The 17,828-nt window shown below is 61.4% G+C and carries 17 protein-coding genes; 9 read left to right on the forward strand and 8 right to left on the reverse strand.

Annotated elements, in window-relative coordinates; genetic code table 11:
- Window positions 1-140 precede the first annotated feature (140 nt).
- Window positions 141-593, forward strand: a complete 453-nt coding sequence (locus AFIDRAFT_RS10240; protein WP_009339308.1) for a DoxX family protein — start codon at window positions 141-143, stop codon at window positions 591-593.
- A 4-nt stretch (window positions 594-597) separates the two neighbouring features.
- Here the strand turns inward: AFIDRAFT_RS10240 and AFIDRAFT_RS10245 are convergent, their stop codons facing one another.
- The 3 genes from AFIDRAFT_RS10245 to AFIDRAFT_RS10255 form a co-directional block, all read right to left on the reverse strand.
- The gene (locus tag AFIDRAFT_RS10245; RefSeq protein ID WP_009339309.1) at window positions 598-1,143 is read right to left on the reverse strand and encodes a dihydrofolate reductase family protein; all 546 of its coding nucleotides are present in this window, start codon (window positions 1,141-1,143) and stop codon (window positions 598-600) included.
- A 10-nt stretch (window positions 1,144-1,153) separates the two neighbouring features.
- Entirely contained in the window at window positions 1,154-2,098 is a 945-nt protein-coding gene (locus AFIDRAFT_RS10250; protein WP_009339310.1) for a polysaccharide deacetylase family protein, read from the reverse strand.
- A 109-nt stretch (window positions 2,099-2,207) separates the two neighbouring features.
- Window positions 2,208-3,551 carry a L,D-transpeptidase gene (locus AFIDRAFT_RS10255; RefSeq protein WP_009339311.1) on the reverse strand — a complete coding sequence of 448 codons (1,344 nt, stop codon included), beginning with the start codon at window positions 3,549-3,551 and terminating at the stop codon, window positions 2,208-2,210.
- A 220-nt stretch (window positions 3,552-3,771) separates the two neighbouring features.
- Here AFIDRAFT_RS10255 and AFIDRAFT_RS10260 point away from each other — a divergent pair, with 220 nt between their 5' ends.
- Complete coding sequence (locus AFIDRAFT_RS10260) at window positions 3,772-4,302, forward strand: CreA family protein (RefSeq protein WP_009339312.1); 531 nt, start codon at window positions 3,772-3,774, stop codon at window positions 4,300-4,302.
- A 75-nt stretch (window positions 4,303-4,377) separates the two neighbouring features.
- Here AFIDRAFT_RS10260 and AFIDRAFT_RS10265 read toward each other — a convergent pair whose 3' ends face one another.
- The 3 genes from AFIDRAFT_RS10265 to AFIDRAFT_RS10270 are packed head-to-tail and all read right to left on the reverse strand — an operon-like array spanning window position 4,378 to window position 5,124.
- Window positions 4,378-4,617: a DUF6719 family protein gene (locus AFIDRAFT_RS10265; protein ID WP_009339313.1), complete on the reverse strand. Its 240-nt coding sequence runs from the start codon at window positions 4,615-4,617 to the stop codon at window positions 4,378-4,380.
- 14 nt (window positions 4,618-4,631) lie between these two features.
- Window positions 4,632-4,781, reverse strand: a complete 150-nt coding sequence (locus AFIDRAFT_RS20025) for a hypothetical protein (protein ID WP_009339314.1) — start codon at window positions 4,779-4,781, stop codon at window positions 4,632-4,634.
- Window positions 4,782-4,791: 10 nt separating this feature from the next.
- Entirely contained in the window at window positions 4,792-5,124 is a 333-nt protein-coding gene (locus tag AFIDRAFT_RS10270; RefSeq protein ID WP_197083248.1) for a DMT family transporter, read from the reverse strand.
- Window positions 5,125-5,354: 230 nt separating this feature from the next.
- Between AFIDRAFT_RS10270 and AFIDRAFT_RS10275 the strand changes: the two genes are divergently transcribed.
- The 6 genes from AFIDRAFT_RS10275 to AFIDRAFT_RS19785 all read left to right on the forward strand — a co-directional run bounded on the left by AFIDRAFT_RS10275 (window position 5,355) and on the right by AFIDRAFT_RS19785 (window position 15,931).
- Window positions 5,355-8,546: an efflux RND transporter permease subunit gene (locus AFIDRAFT_RS10275; RefSeq protein WP_009339316.1), complete on the forward strand. Its 3,192-nt coding sequence runs from the start codon at window positions 5,355-5,357 to the stop codon at window positions 8,544-8,546.
- Window positions 8,536-9,714 carry an efflux RND transporter periplasmic adaptor subunit gene (locus tag AFIDRAFT_RS10280; RefSeq protein ID WP_009339317.1) on the forward strand — a complete coding sequence of 393 codons (1,179 nt, stop codon included), beginning with the start codon at window positions 8,536-8,538 and terminating at the stop codon, window positions 9,712-9,714. The genes AFIDRAFT_RS10275 and AFIDRAFT_RS10280 overlap by 11 nt, the downstream gene beginning before the upstream one ends.
- Before the next feature lie 287 nt (window positions 9,715-10,001).
- Entirely contained in the window at window positions 10,002-11,117 is a 1,116-nt protein-coding gene (locus AFIDRAFT_RS10285; RefSeq protein WP_245258161.1) for a methyl-accepting chemotaxis protein, read from the forward strand.
- Window positions 11,118-11,352: 235 nt separating this feature from the next.
- Window positions 11,353-12,558 (forward strand): efflux RND transporter periplasmic adaptor subunit, encoded by a 1,206-nt coding sequence (locus tag AFIDRAFT_RS10290; protein WP_009339319.1) that lies wholly within the window; start codon window positions 11,353-11,355, stop codon window positions 12,556-12,558.
- Window positions 12,555-15,722, forward strand: a complete 3,168-nt coding sequence (locus AFIDRAFT_RS10295) for an efflux RND transporter permease subunit (protein ID WP_009339320.1) — start codon at window positions 12,555-12,557, stop codon at window positions 15,720-15,722. The genes AFIDRAFT_RS10290 and AFIDRAFT_RS10295 overlap by 4 nt, the downstream gene beginning before the upstream one ends.
- A 59-nt stretch (window positions 15,723-15,781) precedes the next feature.
- Window positions 15,782-15,931, forward strand: coding sequence for a hypothetical protein (locus AFIDRAFT_RS19785; protein WP_009339321.1), 150 nt, complete (start codon window positions 15,782-15,784; stop codon window positions 15,929-15,931).
- Between the two features lie 3 nt (window positions 15,932-15,934).
- Here AFIDRAFT_RS19785 and fabG read toward each other — a convergent pair whose 3' ends face one another.
- Both fabG and AFIDRAFT_RS10305 read right to left on the reverse strand, forming a co-directional pair.
- On the reverse strand, window positions 15,935-16,615 hold the full coding sequence (gene fabG, locus AFIDRAFT_RS10300) for a 3-oxoacyl-ACP reductase FabG (protein ID WP_009339322.1): 681 nt from the start codon (window positions 16,613-16,615) through the stop codon (window positions 15,935-15,937).
- Window positions 16,616-16,653: 38 nt separating this feature from the next.
- Complete coding sequence (locus tag AFIDRAFT_RS10305) at window positions 16,654-17,274, reverse strand: hypothetical protein (RefSeq protein WP_009339323.1); 621 nt, start codon at window positions 17,272-17,274, stop codon at window positions 16,654-16,656.
- A 290-nt stretch (window positions 17,275-17,564) separates the two neighbouring features.
- On the opposite strand from AFIDRAFT_RS10305, the gene AFIDRAFT_RS10310 reads away from it, so the two are divergent.
- Window positions 17,565-17,807, forward strand: coding sequence for a pentapeptide MXKDX repeat protein (locus AFIDRAFT_RS10310; RefSeq protein ID WP_009339324.1), 243 nt, complete (start codon window positions 17,565-17,567; stop codon window positions 17,805-17,807).
- Window positions 17,808-17,828: the final 21 nt, after the last annotated feature.

Here is a 17,828-nt window from a genome sequence, read left to right on the forward strand (position 1 = left end):
GCCAAGGGATGGCGCTCCTTCCGGCATCCGCTATGCTGGTCTGGCTGACATGATGGGGATGGCCTCAAACGGGCCGTCCTGTATGACGGCGTTGTGACTTCGTTTGTTGAACCGTTTCGCTCGGACAATGGGGATAAGTCATGCCGGCGCTTTACGTCATCGGGCGGATTCTGTTCGCGGCCCTGTTTCTGGTTTCGGGCATTAACAAATTTCTCGATCTTCAAAGCGCCGCGCAGGCCATCGGCGCTCACTTCGCCGTGCCCGCGCAATTGACGGAGTACACGTCGCAGATCGAGACCTTCACGGGGATGCCGATCACGCAGGTGATCGCCATTCTCGGCGGGGCGATCGAGATTCTGGGTGCGCTGGCGATAGCGACCAATCTGGGCGCACGCACCTTCGCGGTGCTGCTTGCGCTGCTCCTCGTGCTCACGGTTTTCTATTTCAACGATTTCTGGAACGCGGCCGCCACTGAGCGGACGGCGAGCCTGTTCGAGGCGTTGAAGAATCTGGCCTTGATCGGCGCGTTGTTGATGATCGCGGGCCGTCCGCGCGAACTCGCCGCGTCGGGATCATCCTACACAGATATCTGAGGCGTCAGCGCCGCCAGGCGGTGAGATCGACACGCTTTGCTGCGTCGAGCACCTGCGTCTCGGCCGCATGCAGTCCAGCGGCAGCGAGAATGGCCTGCGGCGTTCGTTGCGGCACGCCAGGCATGACGCCGAGGCCGTCAGCAAGGTGGACGCCATGTGCCTGCGAGAGCCAGAACGCATCGTAGCGGTCGAGAAAGAAGGCATAGACATGCGGTCCGCCGATGATCGCGATCTTCGCGGAAGGCGAGACGCCAGTTGCCTTGCAGGCTTCCTCGAATGAGGCCCCCTTGGGATTCCACAGCGTCGAATGAGGATGTCCGGTATCCGGCGCGAGCGCGGGAATGGAGCTGGTCAGAATGAGCCGCGTCCGCTCGTTCGATCGCTTCTGTTCCTCGTGTGAGTGGCGGCCGTGAACGATCAGATCGGCATTGTCGAGAGCGCTCTCAAAAAAGGCCTGATCGGCCGGGAATTTTAGCGAATCCGGCATGACACCGGTGGAATCCGCCAGCATGCCGTCGGCGGAGACGATGACGTAGGCTTCGATTGGCAAGACAGACTCGCTATTCGGAAATGGTTTCGACGACGCTCGACACCGGGCGTGAATTGATCACCGGCTGTTTCAGGCCTTTTACGACTTCCTCGTCATATTGCGCAATCGATTGCAATTTGGTTTTGGCCTTGACCTGCACGACCTTGTAACCGCCATCCTTCAGGCGCTTAAGCAGTTCCGGCAGGGCTTCGGCGGTGTGCTTCTGGAAATCGTGCATCAGGATGATGCCCTTGCCGAGCTTGTCGAGCTTGCCCATCACGGTATCGATGATTTTCTTCGGATTGTGGGCCTTGAAGTCAAAGGAGTCGGCATCGCACGACCAGATCGCGATGTTGCGCTCGCCCATATAGGCCACCATCGACGGCGGATGCTGGAGCGCCGGAAAACGGATGAAGGGCGCGGGTGCCTCGCCGAGCGCCCATTTCACGGCGCTGATGCCTTTCTCGATTTCGGCCTTGCGCTGGTCGTCCGTGAGTTTCTTGCTGTTGAGATTGGCGTGCGACCATGTGTGCGAGCCGATGGTGTGACCGTGGGCGGCGACCGCCTTGAGGATTTCCGGATGCCAGGTCGCATGTTTGCCGATCGGGAAGAAGATCGCCTTGGTGCACTGGTCATCCAGCGCCTTGATGACGGCGGGCGTGTTGACCGGCCATGGGCCATCGTCAAACGTCAGCACCACCTCTTTGTCGCGCAGGAAGTCGAGTTGCTTGAAATGCTCGAAGCCGAAGCCGGGCCCGCCCGTGGTGTCGATGGCGACGACACGGGAAACCCCGAGCGCATTGGGATTGGCGCAGGCGGGCTTCGCAGGAACTGCGGGCGGAGGCGGCGGCGTGGCAGGTGTTGCGGCTGGTGCCGCGGCATTCTGGCGTGGAATAGCCTTTTGCGCCGATGCGCCACCAAGCGCCAGCATCGATATGGCGGCAGCCAAAGGAATAACGGCGGTCTTGATACGCATGACCCAACTCCCCACAAGGCGGCATTCGCCGCGCCCCCGATGAGAAGCCTACTCGCGCAGCCTTACGACCGCCAAGGAAATTGTAACGGAATAAAACGCCAAACCACTGTTAACGCAGCGGCACGATGAAATCGGTGCCGAGCCCGGTTTCACCGCCAAGTCCGAGATCGGACACAATCAAGGAGTCGCCCGGCATGGCGGCTTCCGCGATTTTTTGCATTGCATCGTCGGGAATGGTGATGCGGTCGAGCGCGGCCGAAGGCGAGGGCAACGCCACTTCGACCGTGGCGCGCTCGCTTTCGCCATGCCGATGCTTGCGCGTCTGGAGAGGCGTGGGCTGCTCGCGCGGCGGCAGCGACACTACCGACCACTGGAAGGTTTTGGGATCGTCGTTCGATGCGCGGACGGTGAAGACGTGGGTGCCGAGAGGCCCGCCATCGGCGATGGTGACAGGAGCTTCGAACAGCGGCGCGAAGTTTTGCCGCACGAAGATCTTGCCTTCCTTGCGGCTGATGAACGCGGCGATATGACCGGTGCGCTTCACCGGCTTGGCTTCTGCGGCAGGCGTTTGCGGCGCAGTGGTTTCAGGCTTGGCTGCATCGCCCTTGGCGGGCTCGATCGCCGTCCCGGACGTGGCGAGCGGAACGGTACCGCTGGCGTCCGCGGTGCGGATCGGCGCGGCGATGCTGTTGGTGGTTTGCAGGCTGGTTTCCAGATTGAGGATCGGTTTCAGCTCCGGCAGGGCGGCGGTGGTGTCGCTCCTGTCGGCGGCAGCCGTCACCTTGGGCTCGGGCCTGTGGGTAAACAGGAGCGGGTGTGCGAAATCGACCGGCGACAATTCACCGGGCGCGATCACGACGCGCGCGCCCATCCGCGTCCAGCCATACATCCGGACCGCGAAGTTCATCGGCATGCGGATGCAGCCGTGCGAGGCGGGGTAGCCCGGCAGCACGCCGGCATGCATTGCCACGCCTGACCACGTGATGCGCTGCATGTAAGGCATCGGCGCGCCGCTGTAGATGTTGGAGCGGTGAAACTTCTCCTTGCCGATCACGCTGAACACGCCCATCGGGGTCGAGTGGCCGCGCATGCCTGTGGAAATCGGCGTTTCCGCGTACAGGCCGTTTGAATCGTAGATCTTGAGCCTTTGTTCCTCGATCGAGATCGAGATCAGGAGCGGGCCCTTCGGCTTGGCGGTTTCCTTGATGACGATCGGCTTCTGCGCCTTGCGGACGTGCTTGACGCGCGGCTGTTCAGGCTGCGGCGCCGGAATAACCCGATCGGAATCGAAACCATCACTGTCCCAGAAGAACTGCGCGTGCGCGGCTGAGGGCAGGACGACCAATGCCATCGCCGATACTAGGGCGATCCGCCGGATCGCGGCCATGGAATTCAATGTCTGCAAGGCCTGCTGCCTGGTGCTCATGACAGATAATTGGTTATTCACGCCCATTCCCGCTATTGGCTGCCTGGTGCCTGAATCTTAGTGTCGCGAACCGCCCGGCGGGTTCACCGCCGAATCGACAGGGGAACGCTATCCGTTGAGGGCTGATATCCGATTAATAAACCCCGGCTTCCGGTCACAAACACGTTTCTTTTCCCCAAAAGCTGCCTATTTGCTGTTCAGTCTGCCGCCTGCGCCCGTGTGGGTTGTGCCAGCCTGAAAGGCCCAAATGTTCCAGCCAAGTTGTTTCTGGCGCGGTCTTGTCTCCGCCGCCGTTCTCTCTGTTTCCCTCGTTGCACCCGCGCTGGCGGCCGATGAGCCCGACCTGATCTTCCGCCGCTCGACCGTGTTCAAGTTGCTCAGCCCCGATGACAAGCTCGCGACATACGGGATCGACGATCCTGATGTTGAGGGTGTCGCTTGCCATTTCACGGTGCCGGAGAAGGGCGGCTACAAGGGCTGGCTCGGACTTGCCGAACAGGTTTCAGACATTTCGCTATCTTGCCGTCAGATCGGGCCGATCCGCATCAAGGCGAAGTTCGAGCAGGGTGAGGATATGTTTCGCCAGCGCCGCTCGCTGTTCTTCAAGAAGATGCAGATCGTGCGAGGCTGCGACGTGAAGCGCAACGTGCTCGTCTACATAGTGTACTCGGACAGGCTGATCGAAGGTTCGCCGAAGAATTCGACCTCGTCGGTGCCGATCATGCCATGGGGGAGTGCGGACTCGATTCAGAAGTGCGGAGACTTCCTCTCGAAGTAGTGCGGGCTAGTGTCCCGAATCCGAAGTTCGCCTCACTATGCGGCATCTTCCGTAGCGAACTTCTGAACCACCACACTAGTTCGGCCGCGGGCCCTTGCGGGAGACGCACTGCTTGACCGTGCCGACGCCCTGTGGCGTCAGCTTGGTGCCGGTGATCTGCTTGATTTCGCCAGCCTTGCAACTGCCGTCGTCGACCCAGATGCGCTGTCCGAGCCGGATGCTGGTGATGTCGCTCTCGCGCGAGACGATCTCCGCGGAGGCGGGCACCATCCACGCTACGAATGCCAGGGTTGTGAGGATCAATCTGGCCCGCATCGATATCTCCCGCGTTACTTGCTCTGTACCTTCAGGCCATCCGGCCCGACATTGATCTGCAGGCCCTTCGGCTCCTTCTTGGCTTCATAAAGGTTGTAGCTGAGGATGCCGATGCCGGCGATCAGCACCGCGATGATGAGAACCAGGATGTTGCGGTTGGGCATGTGGTTGTTCCTAATGGGCCACGGTTTTTGAGAATAGATTGATGACCGCGACGCCAGCAATGATGAGTCCCAGCCCGAGGATGGCGGGCATGTCCAGACGCTGGCCGAACCAGACCAGCCCGACCAGGGTGATCAGCACCACGCCGAGGCCTGACCAGATCGCATAAGCGATGCCGACCGGCATTGTGCGCAGCACCAGTGACAGAAAATAGAATGCCGCCATGTAGCCGAGCGCGGTCAGGATCAGCGGCTTTGGCCGCGTGAACTGCTCGGACGCTTGCAGTGCAGCAGTTCCAATGACCTCAAAGATGATGGCCATGATCAGGTACAGATAGGTCATGATCTATCGTACCGGTGCATGGCTGATTCTAGAAGCCGGACAGCGGTGCGGCGCGATGTGCGAGGACCGATAAATTGGACGTTCTTACAGCCACCTAGAGGTTGTGGAACACCAGACTGTGACCGTTGTGACATTGCCTCATGCCCCCTGAATTCCGTATAGATTGTGCGTGGCTCTGAGCCTCTTTCCCTTCGGGGATTTTCACAAAGATCGCCGGTCGGAATGCGCTGTCCATGAACAAGCTCGTCAGTATTGCTCTGCAACGGCCATATACGTTCGTGGTTCTTGCTCTGTTGCTGATGATCGCGGGTCCACTGGCGGCGCTGCGCACGCCCACCGACATTTTTCCGGATATCGGAATTCCGGTGATCGGTGTCGTCTGGAACTATACCGGCTTGCCGCCGGACCAGATGGCTGGCCGCATCGTGACGCCATTCCAGCGCGCGCTCACCACCACCGTCAACGACATCGAGCATATCTCGGCCAATTCCTATACCGGCATCGGCATCATCAAGATTTTCTTCCAGCCCAACGTTGATATCCGCACAGCCAACGCGCAGGTGACGGCGATCGCGCAAACCATGCTCAAGCAGTTGCCCGCGGGCGCGACGCCGCCGCTGATCCTGAACTACAGCGCATCGACCGTGCCGATCCTGCAGCTTGCGCTGTCCGGCGACGGGCTGACCGAGCAGAACCTCGCCGACTTTGCGACCAACCAGTTGCGCACGCCGCTCGTCACGGTGCCGGGCGCGGCGATCCCGTGGCCCTATGGCGGCAAGATGCGGCAGATCCAGATCGACCTCGACGCCACCGCGCTTCAGGCGCGGGGCCTTTCGGCGCAGGATGTCGCCAATGCGCTGGCGGCGCAGAATCTGATCACGCCGGTCGGTACCCAGAAGATCGGATCGTTCGAATACAGCATTCAGCTCAACAACTCGCCGCTGAAGATCAACGAACTGGGTAACCTGCCGATCAAGGCCGTCAATGGCGCGATGGTGTATATCCGCGACGTCGCGCATGTGCGTGACGGCAACCCGCCGCAGACCAACATCGTGCATGTCGACGGCAACCGCTCGGTGCTGATGATGGTACTGAAAGCGGGCTCGATCTCTACGCTCGACATCATCGACGGCATCAAGAAGAAAATCGTCGAGGTCAAGGACACCTTGCCGGAGACGCTGAAGATCGGGCTGGTCGGCGATCAGTCGATCTTCGTGCGCGGTGCGATCTCGGGTGTCGCCAAAGAGGGCATCCTCGCCGCGATCCTGACCAGCATCATGATCCTGCTGTTTCTGGGGAGCTGGCGTTCGACGGTCATCATCGCGATTTCGATCCCGCTGTCGGTGATGGGCGCGATCATATGCCTGTCGCTGATCGGAGAGACGCTCAACATCATGACGCTTGGTGGTCTGGCGCTGGCGGTGGGCATTCTCGTTGATGATGCCACGGTGACGATCGAGAACATCAATTACCATCTGGAGCAGGGGAAAGAGGTCGAAGCATCTATCCTCGACGGCGCCGCGCAGATCGTGACGCCGGCCTTCGTTTCGCTGTTGTGCATTTGCATTGTGTTCGTGCCGATGTTTTTCCTCAACGGCGTCTCGCGCTTCCTTTTCGTGCCGATGGCGGAAGCGGTGATGTTCGCGATGATCTGGTCGTTCCTCCTGTCGCGCACGCTGGTGCCGACGATGGCGAAATATCTGTTGCATCCGCACCCGCACGACGAGAACGGAAACCCCATCCCGCCAGCTCCGAGCAACAATCCGCTGGTACGTTTCCAGCGCGGCTTTGAACGGCGTTTCGAGCGCTTCAGGGCCAGTTATCGCGCACTCCTGGAAATGGCGCTGCACCATCGCGGTGTTTTCGTCGCGGGATTTTTCGGATTCGTCGCGGTGTCGTTCCTGCTGGTGCCGTTTCTCGGCCGGAACTTCTTTCCATCCGTCGACGCAGGCCAGATTTTGATTCACGTCCGCACCCAGATCGGCACGCGGGTGGAGGAGACGGCCAATCAATTGGCGGACATCCAGAAGGCTATCCGTCAGGCCATCCCGCCGGACGAACTGGATACCATGACCGACAACATCGGTATCCCGTACAGCGGCATCAACATGACCTATAACAACACCGGCGTGATCGGAACGCAGGATGGTGACATCCAGATCAAGCTGAAGGAAGGTCACCAGCCGACGGATATCTACGTCAAGGCGCTGCGTGAGCAGTTGCCGCGCGCGTTTCCGGGCGTGACGTTTGCGTTCCTGCCTGCGGACATCGTCAGCCAGATCTTGAATTTTGGCTCGCCCGCACCGATCGACCTGCAAATTCGCGGCGCCAATATCGACGCGAATTTCAAATATGCCAACGATCTCTTGCGGCGTATCCGCCGTATTCCCGGCGTGGCGGATGCACGCATTCAGCAGTCGCCGAATGCTCCCGCGTTTCAGGTCAATGTCGATCGCACGCGCGCGCAATATGTCGGTGTGACTGAGCGCGACGTTACCAACAGTCTCGTCGTCAATCTGGCCGGCTCGTCGCAGGTGGCGCCGACCTATTACCTCAATCCGCAAAACGGCGTGTCGTATTCCGTCGTCATGCAGACGCCGCAATACCAGATCGACTCCCTGAACAAGCTCGAGACTCTGCCGATCAATGCCGCCGGTGCAACGAGCCTGCCGATCCTTGGCGGCATCGCCGATATCAAGCGGGCGGCCACGAGCGCGGTGGTGACGCAATACGACATCCAGCCGATGGTCGAAATTTACGCGATTCCGCAGGGTCGCGATCTCGGGGCGGTCGCCGCCGATATTCACAAGGTCCTGAACGAGACAGCGAAGGATTTGCCGAGAGGCAGCTCCGCGGTGCTGCTCGGGCAAGTGCAGACCATGAACAGCGCGTTCTCGGGACTGCTGTTCGGTCTGATCGGCGCGATCATTCTGATCTATCTTCTGATCGTGGTGAACTTCCAGTCATGGTCCGATCCATTCGTGATCGTCACGGCGTTGCCGGCGGCACTGGCGGGCATCGTCTGGATATTGTTCGCGACCGGCACGACACTATCCGTGCCTGCCTTGACCGGCGCGATCATGTGCATGGGCGTCGCTACCGCCAACAGCGTGCTCGTTATCGCGTTTGCCCGCGAGGAGCTGGATCGTCTCGGCGATCCGATCGAGGCCGCGCTAGAGGCAGGTTTCGTGCGTTGCCGTCCCGTGCTGATGACGGCGCTGGCCATGATCATCGGCATGACGCCGATGGCGCTGAGCCTGGGCGAGGGCGGCGAACAGAACGCGCCGCTCGGCCGCGCCGTGATCGGCGGCCTGATATTCGCAACCGTTGCAACCCTCATGCTCGTCCCGGTGGTGTTCAGCATGGTCCACCACAAGCGTTATGCGAAGCCGCAGGCTTCCCCGGAGATATCTCATGCCGTCTGATCCGCGCGTCCAGATTTCACAGCGCAAGCTGCGCCTCGCCGGAATCGCCGCCGGCGTCGTGATCGTGGTGACCGTCGTCACGGGAATCGTGCTGCGCGAGAACGGCAATGCGCGGTTGCGCGAGTGGACCGATGCGCAGGCGATCCCGACCGTTGCCGTCTCCAAACCCAGCGTCAAGGCGCCGAGCGCGCACCTGACTTTGCCCGGTCGCCTCGAGGCTTATTATCGCGCGCCGATCTATGCGCGCGTCAGCGGCTACCTAAAGAACTGGTATGTCGATATCGGGGCCCAGGTGAAGGCGGGCCAGTTGCTCGCTGAAATCGATGCGCCGGATCTCGACCAGCAATTGTTGCAGGCGCGCGCCGACCTTGCCAACGCAGAGGCGGCTTCGAAGCTCTCTGCCGCGACGCTGAAGCGCCGCCGGGCGCTGCTCGCTTCCAACTTCGTATCGCTGCAGGAGATCGACGAGCGCACCGCAGATCTGTCCAGCAAGGATGCTCAGGTCAAGGCAATGCAGGCCAACGTCGATCGGCTACAGGCGCTGGCAGGATACAAGCGTGTCGAGGCACCATTTGATGGCGTCGTGACCGAGCGTAACACCGACGTCGGCGCGCTGATCAATGGCGGTACCGGCACAGGCGCGGCGATGTTTGTCGTCTCCGACATCAAGAAGCTGCGCGTCTACGTCAACGTGCCGCAAAGCTACCTGTCGGCTATCAAGGTTGGCAGCACAGCGTCGATTGCGGTGCCGGAATATGTCGGGCGTTCGTTCCCGGCGGTCGTCGAATCGTCCTCACAGGCGGTTGATGTAGGCTCCGGCACATCACGAATGCAATTGACGCTCGATAATGCCAGCGGGGAATTGCGGCCCGGCTCCTATGCCGATGTCACGCTGAATCTGACAAGCGAGAACAATCTGCTGACGATCCCGTCCAGCGCTCTTATTTTCAACCGGGACGGCTTGAGCGTGGCCACGGTCGATGACGATGATCGCCTTCGCTTCAAGAAGGTGACGATCGCGCGCGATCTGGGCCGCGAGATCGAGATCGCGACCGGGCTCGCGGCGCAGGATCGTATCGTGGTGACACCCGCTGACGGCGTGGTGGATGGCGATCGCGTCCGGATCGCCGGAAAGCAGACGGGCGAGAAGACTTCCAGCGCCCAATAAACACTCAAACGGCCTGAAAGAGACGATTTCCCCGGTGTTGGCGCGCGGCGCTGGGAGAGGCCGTGCGCGCGTGGCCGGTTTTGTTTGGTTAAGGGAATGACAATCAATCGGGGGTACTATTTTGCCGCTCTGATACTTTGATTCTTTCCCCGGGGGACATGATGTCGCTTCTCGATAGATTTTCGCTTGTTGCCAGAATGGGATCGGTCGCTGCAATTGCGACCGCGCTGGCCGGAGGCTTGGGTTTTTATGCGGGAAGCGCGGTGGAGGCAGGATCGGTCTCGAGTATGGCCGTTATAATCGGCGGGGTATGTATCGGCACAGGCCTCGTCCTCTGGACCGTCAAAAGCGGCCTGATGCGGGCCATTCAAGCGCTTGGCGAGAGCTTGCAGGCGATCTCGGCGGGGCGGTTTGGCGGCAGCGTTCCTTATGCCACGCAGGGCGGCGAGCTTGGCGCACTGGCGGCGGCCGTTGAGACAGTCCAGAGCAGGATCGCTCATTTGCAGATGATGCAGGGGCAGAACGATGCTGCCCGGCAGCGTTCGGCCGAGGAGCGGCGGGAGGCGATGGCCTCGCTCGCTGACCGGTTCGAAACCAGCATCAACGCGGTTGTCGAGGCGGTTGCAACATCCGCGTCGCAAATGCAGTCGACCGCTGAATCAATGGCGGCGAGCGCCAGCAACAACAGCGATCGCGCCTCCGTCGTCGGCAGGGCTTCGGACAATGCGCGACAGAATGTGCAGACCGTGGCTGCGGCCGCGGAGGAATTGAACGCTTCGGTCTCGGAAGTCTCGCGTCAGGTGATGCAGTCGAGCGAAATCGCGCGCAAGGCGGTCGGCGAAGCCGAACAGACCAATTCCACGGTGCAGTTGCTCTCAGGCGGAGCCGAGAAGATCGGACTTGTTGTCCAGCTTATTCAGAGCATCGCCGAACAGACCAATCTTCTGGCGCTCAATGCTACCATCGAAGCGGCGCGCGCGGGCGAAGCGGGGCGCGGCTTCGCCGTGGTCGCTTCCGAAGTGAAGGCGCTCGCGACACAGACGGCGAAGGCGACCGAGGAAATCGCGTCGCAAGTCACCAACATGCAGTCCACCACGGCGGATGCCGTTCTGGCGATCAGCGGCATCGCCGGTACTATCAAGCAGATGAGCGATATCGCAGGCGAAATCTCGTCGGCGGTCGAGAAGCAGGGGGCCGCGACCGGCGAGATTGCCCGCAGCATTCAGGCGGCCGCTACGGGCTCCAACGAAATCAGCGAGCATATTGGCGGCGTCGGCGAGGCCGCGGCTGCGACCGGCGCGACGGCGACGGAAGTGCTCGCGCGGGCGCGCGATCTCGATCAGCAGGCGGGCTTGCTGCGCCGCTCTGTCGAGGAGTTCCTCACGCAGGTACGCGCGGCGTAATCAGCATCTATCGTGCCGGATTTGAGAACCCGACACCTTTGATTCTCTTCACAAAAGAATCATCTTGGTCTTTTGGCTAGAGGTGGTTGCGCGGGTTGCCCCGCGTGACCATCTTGCCCCGACCGGCATTCGCCGCATGACACACTTGCTCTCCGCTTGACCCAAGTGCGATTGCAAATCTCATCTGGATCGTTTCAGATGACGGTGCGTGTTGTTTCTTTCGGGGCTGACTTGAATGATTGAACGATCCGCGACGCTTTTTCCTTTTCATTCCGTTCGCCTGCCTGCCATCGCGCGTCTTGCCGCCGTGGTAGCGCCGTTGATGGCATTGGGCCTTTCGGGCTGTGGCCCGAGCCAGAACCAGCAGGCCGCCGCGCCACCGCCTTCCGTTACCGTCGCTCATCCCGTCAAACGGACGGTCACGGACTGGGATGAATTCAGCGGGCGCTTCGATGCCGTTGAGCAGGTGCAGATCCGTGCGCGCGTCACCGGCTTTGTCACCGGTGTCGAATTCAAGGACGGTGCCATCGTCAAGGCTGGCGATCTTCTCTACACGATCGATCCCCGGCAATATCAGGCTGTCGCCGAACAGGCGCAGGGGCAGTTGCAGGACGCCAAGGCCCATGTCGAACTCGCCAAACGCGAATTGGAGCGCGCCAGCTCGCTGATCAAAACCGATGCGGTCTCGCAATCGGTCGTCGATCAGCGCACCCAGCAATTGCAGACTGCAGAGGCTTCCGCTCTGCAGGCCGAGGGTGCATTGAAGCGTGCGCAGCTCGATGTGGAATTCAGCCAGGTCCGTGCGCCGATCACCGGGCGTATCAGCCGCCATCTTGTGACCGTTGGCAATCTCGTGCAGGGCAGCGAAAGCGGCGCGACGCTTCTGACCTCGATCGTGTCGATGGACCCGATTCATCTTTACTTCGACATGGATGAATCGATCTATCTGAAGAATTCGAGACTCTGGTTCGAGGGCAAGCGCCCGAGTTCGCGCGATACGCCGAACCCCGTGCAGGTGCTGCTTGCGGGCGAAACCAAGCCCTCGCACATGGGCAAGATGGACTTCCTGGATAACCGGCTCGACGTCGGCACCGGAACGTTGCGTGGCCGCGCGCTGGTCGACAATCACGACCTTTCGATTTTGCCCGGACAATTCGCGCGGGTTCGCGTGCTGGGCAGTTCGCCGTACGAGGCGTTGCTGCTGCCGGACACCGCGATTGCCACCGATCAGTCGCGAAAGATCGTGTTCGTCGTCAAGAGCGACAATACGGTGATCGCGAAACCCGTGGTGCTTGGTCCCATCGACGATGGGCTGCGAGTCATCAGGGAAGGGCTGAATGCGGATGACAACGTCATCATCGAAGGGCTGCAGCGCGCGCGCATAGGCGCGAAAGTTTCGCCGCACGCGCCGGAATCCGACAAGGGCAACGCCAAGCCATGAACCTCGGCCGTCTTTCCATCAATCAGCCCATCCTCGCGATGGTGCTGTCGATTGTGCTGCTGATCGTCGGCGCGATTGCCTACACCACGCTGCCTGTCGCTGAGTATCCGCAGGTTGCGCCGCCGACCGTTGTCGTCACCACGCAATATCCTGGCGCGTCGGCGCAGACGGTGTCCGACACCGTTGCGACGCCGATCGAGCAGCAGATCAACGGCGTCGAGGACATGCTGTACATGTACAGCCAGGCGACCTCCGACGGACAGTTGAAGATCACCATCACTTTCAAGCTCGGTACCGATCTCGACAAGGCGCAGGTGCTGGTCCAGAACCGCGTGGCGATCGCGCAGCCGCAATTGCCGGAGGAGGTGCAGCGCAACGGCGTCGTCACCCGCAAGAACAGCCCCGACCTTCTGATGGTCGTGTTCATGCTGTCGCCGAACGACGCTTACGACCAGCTTTATATCTCGAACTATGCGTTGCGGCAGGTACGCGATCAGTTGCTGCGGCTCGACGGCATCGGCGACATCCAGATTTTCGGCGCGCGCGACTATTCGATGCGGCTGTGGCTCGATCCGGACAAGATCGCCAATCTCGGCATGACGGCGGGAGATGTTCTTGCGGCCATTCGCGCGCAGAACCTGCAGATCGCGGGCGGCATTCTCGGCGAGCCTCCGATTGCGGATCGTGCCCTTCAGGAGAGCCTGACCTTTACCGGCCGTCTGAAAGATCCGTCGCAGTTCGAGGATATCGTCATCAAGGCGGGCGCGGACGGGCGCACCGTGCGGCTGCGCGACGTAGCTCGGATCGAACTTGGGGCGCTGTCCTACACCACCAACAGCTTCCTGCTTCGCAAATCCGCGGTCGCGCTGCTGGTCTCGCAGCGGCCGGGGTCCAACGCGCTGGCGACGTCGAAAAACATCTCGAACGAGATGGAGAGGCTGAAGGCCGGTTTTCCGCCCGGGCTTGAATACAACATCGGCTACAACCCGACCGAATTCATCGCGCAGTCGGTCAGCGAACTCATCAAGACGATCTATGAAGCGATGGTCCTCGTCGTCATCGTCGTGCTGGTGTTTCTGCAGGGTTGGCGGCCCGCGATCATTCCGATCGTGGCGATCCCGGTGTCGCTGGTCGGCACCTTCGCGGTGATGGCCGCGCTCGGGTTCTCGGTCAACAATCTGACGCTGTTCGGCCTGGTGCTGGCGGTCGGCATCGTTGTCGACGATGCGATCGTGGTCGTCGAAAATGTCGAGCGCCACCTTGGCGCCGGGATGACCCGGCGGGACGCAGCCCTTCTCACGATGCAGGAGGTGGGCGGCGCGCTCGTTTCGATCGCGCTGGTGCTGTGCGCGGTGTTTGTGCCGACCGCCTTTCTTGGCGGCATCTCCGGGCAGTTCTTCCAGCAATTCGCGGTGACGATTGCGGTCGCGACCGCAATCTCGTGCTTCTGCTCGCTGACCCTGTCGCCGGCGCTGGCGTCTCTCATTCTGGAATCGCATCACGAGAAGAGGCCGCCCGCCAAATGGAATCTTCCCGCACAGTGGTGGGGACGATTTACAGGTTATTTCAATCGCGGGTTTGATTGGCTGTCGGACAGTTATGCCACGGCGGCTGATTTCGTGATCCGTCATTCCGTGGTGATGCTTGGAGTTTATGGGTTGCTGATCGGCTCGGCCGGGTGGCTGCTTGTCAGCACGCCGAAAGGATTCATTCCGGCGCAGGATCGTGGCTACGTCATCATCTCGGTGCAATTGCCGGGCGCGGCCTCGCTGGCGCGTACCACGGCGGTTGTGCGCCAGATCGAGAACATCGCGCTTGGTACCCCGGGCATCATTCGCGTGGCGGCATTCGCGGGCCTGTCGGGCGCGACACGCACGCAGGCGAGTAATGCGGCGGCACTCTTTCCAGTATTCGATGAGCCGGAGGAGCGGGCCCGTAAGGGGCTGACCGCGCAGGTGATTACGAACGAACTTCGCAAGCGGCTCTCCAAGATCGAAAGCGCCTTTATCATCGTGGTACCGCCACCGGCCGTGCCGGGCATCGGCACCGGCGGCGGTTTTGCGATGCGTGTGCAGGACCGCGAGGGGCGGGGACCTGAACTGCTCGCCGCCGCGACAACGGAATTGGTCGCCGCGGCCAGAAAGGCGCCGGGCCTGACGGCCGTGTTCTCGCCGTTTACCGCGGACACTCCGCAGGTTTTTGTCGATATCGATCGGCAGAAGGCACAGATGTTGAGAGTGCCGATCCAGAATGTGACGGAAGCGATCGAGACCTATTTCGGGTCGACCTACGTCAACGACTTCAACATTCTGGGCCGCACCTATCATGTCACGGCTCAGGCCGACTTGCCGTTCCGCAGGGAGACAACCGATCTTGCCCGCGTGAAAACCCGCAATTTGGCTGGCGACATGGTGCTGTTGGGCAGCGTGCTCAATTTCCGCAACATCTCCGGCCCGGATCGCGTGGCGCGCTACAATCTTTATCCGACGGCGGAATTGCAGGGCGATACGCTGCCCGGCACCAGTTCGGCCACGGCCATCGAGGAGATGAAGAAGCTAGCGGCGGATATTCTGCCGAGCGGGTTCTCCTATGAATGGACCGACCTCTCGTATCAGCAGGTGACGGCGGCGAATGCGGGACTTTATGTATTCCCGGTCTGCGTTCTGTTCGTGTTCCTTGTGCTCGCCGCACAATATGGAAGCTGGACGCTGCCGCTGTCGGTTATCCTGATCGTACCGATGTGCCTGCTCGCTGCCACCATTGGCGTGCGCATCATCGGGCAGGACATCAATATCCTGACACAGATCGGGTTTGTCGTGCTGGTGGGGTTAGCTGCGAAGAACGCAATTCTGATCGTCGAATTCGCGCGCGACATCGAGCATGAGGGCAAGGACACGCTGCATGCGGTGATCGAGGCGTGCCGCCTGCGGCTGCGGCCGATCCTGATGACTTCGTTCGCCTTCATCCTTGGCGTGCTGCCGCTGGTGATCTCGACCGGTTCGGGCTCGGAGATGCGTCAGGCGGTCGGCGTCGCGGTGTTCTTTGGAATGCTGGGCGTGACGCTGTTCGGACTGCTGTTCACGCCGATCTTCTACATGCTGATCCGCAAGCTGTTCCCGGGTTCGGTGACGATACCGAGCAAGGATCTCGGCGCGAACATCTGAGTGGGAACGTCGACGTAAAGGAGGCGTTGACCGGATTATTCCGTTCTCAGGAGAGGATCATGATCCGGAAACTGGCGTCGGGCGAATACCGGCTGTACTCACGCAAGGTCAATCCGAAGACCGGCAAGCGCCGTAATCTCGGCACGTTCAAGTCGCGCACGGCGGCGGAGAAGCACGAGCGCGACGTGCAGTACTTCAAGCGGCACTGAATGTCAGACGCGTCCGCTGACGGGGATCAACGCGCCGGTAACGGCGCTGGCCTCGGGACTTGCGAGAAACAGGATGACGCTCGCCAGTTCCTGCGGAGTGACCCAGCTGGAGAAATCCGCCTTCGGCATGTCGCGGCGGTTGGCTGGCGTGTCGATGGTGGATGGCAGCACGGCGTTGACCGTGACCTTGCCCTTGAGTTCGGCCGCGAGCGTTTCGGTCAGGCGATGCACGCCGGACTTGGAGGCAGCATAGGGGCCCATGCCCGCACCCGCCTTCAGGGCTCCTAGCGCGCCGATGTTAATGATGCGCCCCGACCCCGAAGCGGTCAGATGCGGGATTGCCGCACGCGAGGCATTCAACGCAGTCAGTGTGTTGACGCGGTAGAGCCGCTCCCAGGTCGCCGTGTCGCCCTCAGCCACGGTCTGGAATGAAAAGGCACCGGCGATGTTGATGAGCGCATCGAGCCGCCCGTAATGGGCGACAGCCGCTTCGACGGCACGATTAGCTTCGCTCGGTTCGGCAAGGTCGATGCCGCCGATCTCGATGCGGGTCGGCCGTGGCGTGCCTCGGGCCGCGGCATGATCGATCAGGGCGAGGCGCGCGCCGCGTTCAGCCGCTTCCGCGACCACCGCACGGCCGAGCGCACCCGAGGCGCCGGTGATCGCGACGACTCTGTCCTGCATCGATGCTCTCCGCTGTGGCGGGCCTTGAGGCTGTGCCGTTACAAGCTGAAAATACTGACGTCACGCAGCAACGCGCTGGCGCGGGTTGTGGCGGCGGAGTCGGGCAGCGAACCATCGAGCCGCTCGTTGTCGCGCCGGTCGGTATCGAAGACCTGCTTGGGCGTCAATGCGGCGCGCTCCCGGCCGAACACCGGCGTCTCCAGCCATGACGGCTTCGGCGGAAGCAGGCGCATCGAGCCGAACGCTGCCGTCTCGATATGATCCTCCGTGGTGTCGTCATCATTGCCGGCCGGATCGTCTGCCAACTCATTTGCCGAATCATCCGCCGCAATTTGGCTGTCCGTTGAATCGGAATCGTCGGCCTTCAGGGCAAACAGGGGTGCTTCGCGCGACTTGCGGAACGGGAAGGGGACGTCTTCCATCACGGTCACGTCGTCGCTGGCGGGCTTGTGCGGCTCCGGTGCGGCTGCACGCGGCGCCGGGATCACATCTTCCCCCACGGGACGGTCGATCTCATGGCCGCAACCAGCGCAGCCATAGGTGAAGGAGACGCGATCGGCGGTCCACTGCACGTCCTTCACGCCCATCAGGTGCTGGGTACAATGGGGGCAGATCACGACGTCGGGTTTGAAATCGCGAAGCTGAACGTGACTGAGCATGGGGATACCCTCCGCACGCGCGAGCGGAGAACCCGGAACGGACGCCGACTCGCCACAACACACGGCCGGAATTTACGCCGCCGCCGCTCGGATTCGTGGGCCGAAGCCGCGTCATGCACAGCTTATTTGACGCTGTGGAAAGGCCGATCCGGACCCCTCCGCGGGATTTGTTACATGCCCGGAAAAAAATTTCCCGGCGTTACGGCCCGGGAAGCGGCGTAACGGCGGCGGAAGCGGGCCGTAGGGACCAGAGGCGGCGTGACCGTCTTTCCATTGAAGAGGATCATCCTATGAACACCAGTGTCCGGATTTCGCTCATTGCCTCGGCCCTTGTCGCGGTGGCTGCTTTTGCCGCCCCGGCGATCGCGCAGGACAAGATGGGCCACGATGCGATGAAGCAGGATCAGATGTCGAAGGATCACATGAAGAAGGGCGATGCGATGACGAAGGACGGCATGTCCAAGGACGCGATGAAGAAACATGACGGCATGAAGAACGACGCGATGAAGCCTGCGGACGGCATGAAGAAGTAAGCGCCCGCGCCGGTGTCCTGC

This window comes from Afipia sp. 1NLS2 (assembly GCF_000178995.1).
Lineage (GTDB): Bacteria > Pseudomonadota > Alphaproteobacteria > Rhizobiales > Xanthobacteraceae > Afipia.